The following is a 6,336-nucleotide window of genomic DNA, read 5'->3' as shown; positions in this document are numbered from 1 at the left end:
CGCTCAACCCGTTTCTCGGTGAAGATGAGCGCAGCTCAGCCCAGCGCGTACGGCGCCAGGGCCTGAGCGGTGACGAGGGCGGCGGTCATCGCCTCATGCCCCTTGTCCTCGACGGACCCTTCGAGCCCGGCACGGTCGAGTCCCTGCTGCTCGGTATCGCAGGTCAGCACGCCGAAGCCCACCGGCTTGCCGCAGTCGATGGCGACCCGGTTGAGGCCGTCGGTGGCGGCTTGGCAGACGTAGTCGAAGTGCGGAGTGCCGCCGCGGATGACCACGCCGAGGGCGACGACTGCGTCGAAGTGCGGTGCCAGGCGGGCGGCGGCGACGGGCAGTTCGAAGCTGCCGGGCACGCGGATGAGCGTGGCCTCGGCTCCGGCCTCGGCGGCGGCGCGCTGGGCTCCGTCGACGAGTCCGTCCATGATCTGCGTGTGCCAGGAGGCGGCGACGATGGCGACGCGCAGGTCAGCGGCGTCGACGGTGAGTTCTGGTGCTCCGGAATGAGCCATGAGTATGTCCTTTGTTCGACGGCTCCGCAGAGCCTGGTTCGTGTCTGTGTGAGTGCGCGGTTCAGCTGGCGACGGCTCCGGCGCTGCTTGGGCTTGCCCCGACGGTGCCCGCGCCAGTGCCGGAAGTGCCCGTGACAGTGCCGGATGTGCCCGTGACCTCTGGCAGCGAGAGCACATGGTGCATGCGTTCGCGCTTTGTGGCCAGGTAGTGAGTGTTCTCCGGCCGCGCCGCGACCTCGAGCGGAACCACGGCTTCCACCGTGATGCCCAGCTCTTCGAGAGCCGAGGTCTTCGCCGGATTGTTCGTGAGCAGGCGGATGCGAGTCAGCCCGAGCGAGCGCAGAATCGTCGCCGCGGCATGGTAGTCGCGGGCGTCGTCGGTGAATCCGAGGTCCCGATTCGCATCCACGGTGTCCCGCCCCTGATCCTGCAGAGCGTATGCGCGCAGCTTGTTGCTCAGCCCGATCCCGCGACCCTCGTGTCCGGTCAGGTAGAGCACCGCCCCACCGTGTTCGGCGATGAGGCCGAGCGCCAGGTCGAGCTGTTCACCGCAGTCGCAGCGGTGCGAACCGAAGACATCCCCGGTCAGGCACTCCGAATGCAGCCGCACGAGAGGCGCCGGACCCTCGGCGCCGGATTCCGGGGATCCCGCAAAGACGCCGAGGTGGTCATGCCCGTTGATCGTGAAAGCGCGGGCCCGCAGGCTGCCGTGCTCCGACGGCAGAGCCACCTCCGCGGTCGCCTCGACCGATCCGTTCCCGCCAGGTGCATCGGCAACCGTCACCGAGGCGGCCGCTTCGGTGCGGGAATCATCCGCAGTCGACGCCGTGGCTGCGGCCGAGCTCGACGACGCAGCCGGGGCCGCTGGGACGACCGCCGCGGAGTCGCCCGACGCACCCGAATCACGCAGCTCGAGGTAGGCGATGAGCTGTTCGATCGAGACCATGACGAGGTCGTTGACGTCGGCGAAGTCGCGCACCGCGTCGAAGCGCATCATCGACCCGTCGTCGTGGACCACCTCGGCGATCATCGCCACTGGCTGAGCACCGGCCAGGCGCGCGAACTCGACCCCGGCCTCGGTGTGACCTGGACGTTCCCGGACCCCGCCGTCCTTCGCGATGAGGGGGAAGATGTGGCCGGGTCGCGAGATCGCAGCCGGATCCGGGGCGGTGGCGAGGACTCGACCGGTCTCGGCGCGTTCGGCGGCGCTGATGCCCGTGGTCACCCCGACCGCGTCGCAGCTGATCGTGTAGGCGGTGCCTTTCGGATCCTCGTTGTCGGTGACCATCGGCGGCAGGCGCAGGGCTGCGGCTCGGTCGGCGGTCATGGGTGCGCAGATGACGCCCGAGGTGTGCCGGACGAAGAAGCCCATCGTCGTGGGATCGGCGAACTCGGCAGCCATGATGAGGTCGCCCTCGTTCTCCCGATCCTCATCATCGACGACGAGGATGGGCCGGCCGTCGGCGACGGCGGCGATGGCCGCATCGATGGGATCGAGGCGGCTGGCGTGAGCGATGAGATCAGTCATGATCGACTCCTTGCTGGGTGGCGGTGCGGAAGGACAGGAGGCGCGCGGTGTACTTCGCGAGCACGTCGACCTCGACGTTCACAGCCGCGCCCACCGGCAGCTCGCCGAACGTTGTGTGCGCCAGGGTGGCCGGAATGAGGCCGACCTCCACCCACGCCGAAGATGCACTCGGTTCGGACACGGCCGTGAGCGTCAGCGATACCCCGTTGAGGGCGATCGACCCCTTGACCGCGGTCAGCGGTGCGAGGTCGTTCGGGATCCCGATGCGCAGGGTCGACCAGTCGGGACGGTCGATGCGATCGAGGAGCTCACCGCGTCCGTCGACATGTCCTTGGACGACATGGCCGTCGAAGCGCCCCGAGGCGGGCGTGCAGCGTTCCAGGTTGACGCGGTCGCCCGTGGTCAAGGTGCCGAGCCCGGTCAGGCGCAGGGTCTCGCCCATGACCTCGGCGGTGAACAGGCCCGGACGCTGCTCGGTGGGCCGCCTCGTCGAAGTCAGGCAGACTCCGTTGACGGACAGCGAGCCGCCGAGTTCGAGGTCGGCGACGAGAGGACCCGCGTCGATGGTGATCGCGGCCGAATCGTTCGTGTGCTCGATGGATTCAACGGTGCCGAGTCCTTCGATGATTCCGGTGAACATGTGACTCCAGATTCTGATGCGGTGGTCGGTGGTGGCTGGGGGAGTGCGGCGGCTATATGCCTGATTCGGGGGAGCCGGTTGCGGCCGGCTCAGGGTCCGCAGTCGCGAAGTGCAGCAGGAAGTCCGGGCCGAGCCGTGACACAGCCGGTGTCTCCGTGTCGTCGGGGATCAGCCGCAGCGCCTCGGACAGGGTTCCGACGTCCAAGCCGTCGACACTGCTGCGGCCGGGTCCGATGAGCATCGGAGCCTGATAGCAGAAGACCTCGTCGACGACCCCCGCGGAGAAGAACGCTCCGAGCACCGTCGGCCCGCCTTCGACGAGGAGGTGTCGCACTCCGGCGGCGTACAGTTCGTCCAAGGCCGCCCGGGCATCGTGGGTGCGCAGCTGCAGAGTGTTCGGGTTGAGGGCGAGAAACGATGTGACAGGCAGCTCCGAGGTGCCGAGCACGACGGGCCGCGGTTGGTCGTCGAGCGCGATTCCGTCCGGACCGCGGGCATTGAGACGCGGATCGTCGGCCACGGCAGTGCCGGTGCCGACGAGGATGGCGTCGACTCGGGCTCTGACCTCGTGAGCGTGTGCGCGAGACTCCGCGGAAGTGATCCACTGACTGGTTCCGTCGGCGGCGGCGACGGCCCCGTCCAGGCTCTGTGCGATCTTCGCTGTGACGAACGGGCGGGCCTCGGCCGTCGACCGGACCCAGCGGGAATTGAGAGCGCGGGAGTCCTCTTCGTGCAGTCCCGAACGGACCGTCAGCCCCGCCTCGGCGAGGGTCTGTCCACCGCCCGCGGCCACGGGATTCGGGTCGGGGGAAGCGAAGACGACGGAGGGGATCGCGGCGTTGATGATCGCCTCGGTGCAGGGGCCGGTCCGGCCGTGATGGTTGCAGGGCTCGAGCGTGACGAACAGCGTCGAGGTGGACAGATCGATGTCGAGGTCGTGAGCGGTGGTGATTGCGTCCACCTCGGCGTGGGGCGTGCCCGCACCTCCGTGGTGGCCGGTGACGATCTGCCCGTCGGCTGTCAGGATTGCCGCGCCAACCAGCGGATTCGCTCCGCGAACCCCTTCGCGGGCCGCGTTGAGGGCAGCGGTCATCGCCGCGGATTCGAGATCCGTGAATTCCGCTGCTTCGCCTGGCTGCGCGTCCATGAAGAAACCTCCCGAGCCTTCGCCGGGAGGGAGGATATTGCGGGTGCAACCATCAGGGCGTCTCAGTCGCGTGCGACGGTGCGGTCGATTGCACCAGACACAGCGGCCGAGGCCACCATGCTCCTCCCATCCAGACTCTGACTGTCGGTTTCGGAATTTCACCGAATCAACCGCCTGCACGAATGCGAGCGGCTCGCGGACTATGACCGCCGGTACGGAATTTCACCGTCCCCGGAACATGTGAGGCCAGAGTAGCATGACCATCACCGAGGCGGCCGTGAGGTCCGTCACATGGTGACATTCGGGTGGGGTTAAGTCCTTGCGGGCGGGTGGGGTGGCGCCTTTCCGTGCGACGCGGAGCGGAGCTTGAGGCTTATGCCGATTTGTCGAAATGCATAACCTGGGTATATAAATAAGTTATGGATGATGTGGATTCGGCTGAACTCGTGTCGCGGCTCGTTGTCGTCTCGTCGCGCCTGACCAGAGCGTTTCGACGAGTGATCGGCAATGAGAACTCGCTGGCGGCGCTGCGTGCGCTCGCAGTCGTCGAGCAGTATCAGCCCGTACGGGTGGGCCATTTCGCGCAAGGATATCTGAGCTCTCAGCCCGCGGCGACGAAGCTCCTCGCCAAACTCGAAGAAGCCGGACTCGTCGTGCGCGAACCCAGTCCCACGGACGGCCGCGCGTCGCAGTTCTCGCTCACCGATGCCGGACGGGCGAGGCTGGCGGAGAACCGGTCGATCATGATCGAGCAGATGCAGCCCTACTTCGAGTCGCTGAGCGTCGAGGAGCGGCAGAGCGTCGATCGCGCTCTTGGGCTGGTCTCGGACTTCCTCAAGGACCGACACCCGGTCGACGGCGTCGACGAACCCGCCGACGAATCGGATCCGGAACCGACCGCGGGCTAGCCGTCGAGCACATCTCAGTTTTTCAACCACGTTTCCGAAGCGGACTTTGGAGCGGAACGCACCATAGGAAAGGGGACGCGACCAGCAGATGAGAGCGTCAGCAGGCAACGAAACAACAGGGGACGAAACACCCGGCGATTCCGGGGCGGGGGCGTCGATCCTTCGCCAGCCACGTGCCGTCTGGGCGGTCGCGTTCGCCGCGGTCATCGCCTTCATGGGCATCGGCCTGGTCGATCCGATCCTGCCGGCTATCTCGGCCGAGCTCGACGCCAGTCCCGCCCAATCGATGCTGCTGTTCACCAGCTACCTGTTCATCACCGGCGGAATGATGTTCTTCACGAGCTTCCTGTCATCCCGCATCGGTGCGAAGACCACACTGCTCATCGGTCTCGTCCTCATCGTCGCGTTCGCGGCTCTTGCCGGATTCTCCGGTTCCGTCGACCAGATCATCGGCTTCCGTGCCGGTTGGGGTTTGGGCAACGCACTGTTCATCTCCACCGCTCTGTCGACGATCGTCGGTGCTGCGTCCGGTGGTGCTGAGAAGGCGATCATCCTCTACGAGGCGGCTCTCGGCGTCGGCATCGCCACCGGTCCGCTGCTCGGCGGACTCCTCGGCGGCATCTCCTGGCGCGGACCGTTCTTCGGAACCGCAGTCCTCATGGCCATCGGCTTCATCGCCATCGTTGTGCTGTTGCCGGGAGGCACGAGCTCGAACGGAGCTTCGCCTGAGCCGATCAGGCTCAGCGCCACATTCCGTGCGCTCGCTCGTCCGGGGGTGGCCATCCTCGGCGTCTCCGCTCTGCTCTACAACTTCGGCTTCTTCATTCTGCTGGCCTACAGCCCGTTCCCCGTCGAGGCTGCTGCCGCGAAGATGGGCATGGAGGACTTCGGGGCCATGGGTCTCGGCTACGTCTTCTTCGGTTGGGGCATCTGCGTGGCGATCACCTCGGTGTTCGGCGCTCCCGTGCTGACCAAGCGGATCGGGCGTCGTCGCAGCCTCATCGTCACCCTGGTCGCACTGGCCGTGCTGCTGGGGGTCATGTCCTTCCTCGTCGAGTCGCTGGCCGGAATCATCGTCTGCATCATCGTGGCCGGCATGCTTCTGGGCGTTCTCAACACGGTGTTCACCGAATCGGCGATGGAGGTCAGCGACCTGCCTCGTCCGGTCGCCTCGGGGACCTATTCGGGTGTGCGCTTCATCGGCGGTGCCGTGGCACCGATCGTCGCCGGTGCGGTATCGGAATCGATCAGTGCGGGATCTCCGTACCTCTTCGGCGCCGGGGCCGTGCTGCTGTCGGTCGTCGTCATCTCACTCGGTTGGAAGAAGCTGCGTCGCGTCGACGGGCATATCGACGAGTCGCCGGTCGACGAGGCCTATGCGCTCACCGGAGGCGATGCCTGAGGGGAACTCGCCTGCAGGCAGTGCCGATCGTCGACGAGGCCGAGCCTTTTCGAAGCGGCCGCGAAGCGTTGATCACGGCGCCCGAGGAATCGTTCCTCGGGCGCCGTTTCCGTGTCCGGACCATGACAAGTGGGTGAATGATGCGCTGTGTTGCAGATCTGAAACCGGTTCGACACATGTTCGACGGAAAGCCTGGTGCAGAATA

Annotated in this window: 6 protein-coding genes and 1 riboswitch; of the genes, 2 read left to right on the top strand and 4 right to left on the bottom strand. The window is 66.7% G+C overall.

All coding sequences use genetic code 11. The features are described 5' to 3' along the window. Window positions 1–35: 35 nt before the first annotated feature. The 4 genes from ribH to ribD all read right to left on the bottom strand — a co-directional run bounded on the left by ribH (window position 36) and on the right by ribD (window position 3,821). Window positions 36–506, bottom strand: coding sequence for a 6,7-dimethyl-8-ribityllumazine synthase (ribH, locus tag ACSBQT_RS17085; RefSeq protein ID WP_410708948.1), 471 nt, complete (start codon window positions 504–506; stop codon window positions 36–38). Between the two features lie 61 nt (window positions 507–567). Then, window positions 568–2,034, bottom strand: coding sequence for a GTP cyclohydrolase II (ribA, locus tag ACSBQT_RS17080; protein WP_410708947.1), 1,467 nt, complete (start codon window positions 2,032–2,034; stop codon window positions 568–570). After that, complete coding sequence (locus tag ACSBQT_RS17075; RefSeq protein WP_410708946.1) at window positions 2,027–2,674, bottom strand: riboflavin synthase; 648 nt, start codon at window positions 2,672–2,674, stop codon at window positions 2,027–2,029. The genes ribA and ACSBQT_RS17075 overlap by 8 nt, the downstream gene beginning before the upstream one ends. Window positions 2,675–2,726: 52 nt before the next feature. Next, window positions 2,727–3,821, bottom strand: coding sequence for a bifunctional diaminohydroxyphosphoribosylaminopyrimidine deaminase/5-amino-6-(5-phosphoribosylamino)uracil reductase RibD (gene ribD, locus ACSBQT_RS17070; RefSeq protein WP_410708945.1), 1,095 nt, complete (start codon window positions 3,819–3,821; stop codon window positions 2,727–2,729). Between the two features lie 114 nt (window positions 3,822–3,935). Then, window positions 3,936–4,064: riboswitch (FMN riboswitch) on the bottom strand. Window positions 4,065–4,240: 176 nt separating this feature from the next. Between ribD and ACSBQT_RS17065 the strand changes: the two genes are divergently transcribed. Together ACSBQT_RS17065 and ACSBQT_RS17060 are read left to right on the top strand one after the other, a co-directional pair. Then, window positions 4,241–4,729 carry a MarR family winged helix-turn-helix transcriptional regulator gene (locus tag ACSBQT_RS17065; protein ID WP_435002162.1) on the top strand — a complete coding sequence of 163 codons (489 nt, stop codon included), beginning with the start codon at window positions 4,241–4,243 and terminating at the stop codon, window positions 4,727–4,729. An 88-nt stretch (window positions 4,730–4,817) separates the two neighbouring features. Then, complete coding sequence (locus ACSBQT_RS17060) at window positions 4,818–6,131, top strand: MFS transporter (RefSeq protein ID WP_435002161.1); 1,314 nt, start codon at window positions 4,818–4,820, stop codon at window positions 6,129–6,131. Window positions 6,132–6,336: the final 205 nt, after the last annotated feature.

The organism is Brevibacterium sp. H602 (genome assembly GCF_051172395.1).
In the GTDB taxonomy this organism is placed as follows: Bacteria; Actinomycetota; Actinomycetes; order Actinomycetales; family Brevibacteriaceae; genus Brevibacterium.
This window is presented reverse-complemented; position numbering and strand designations above follow the sequence as displayed.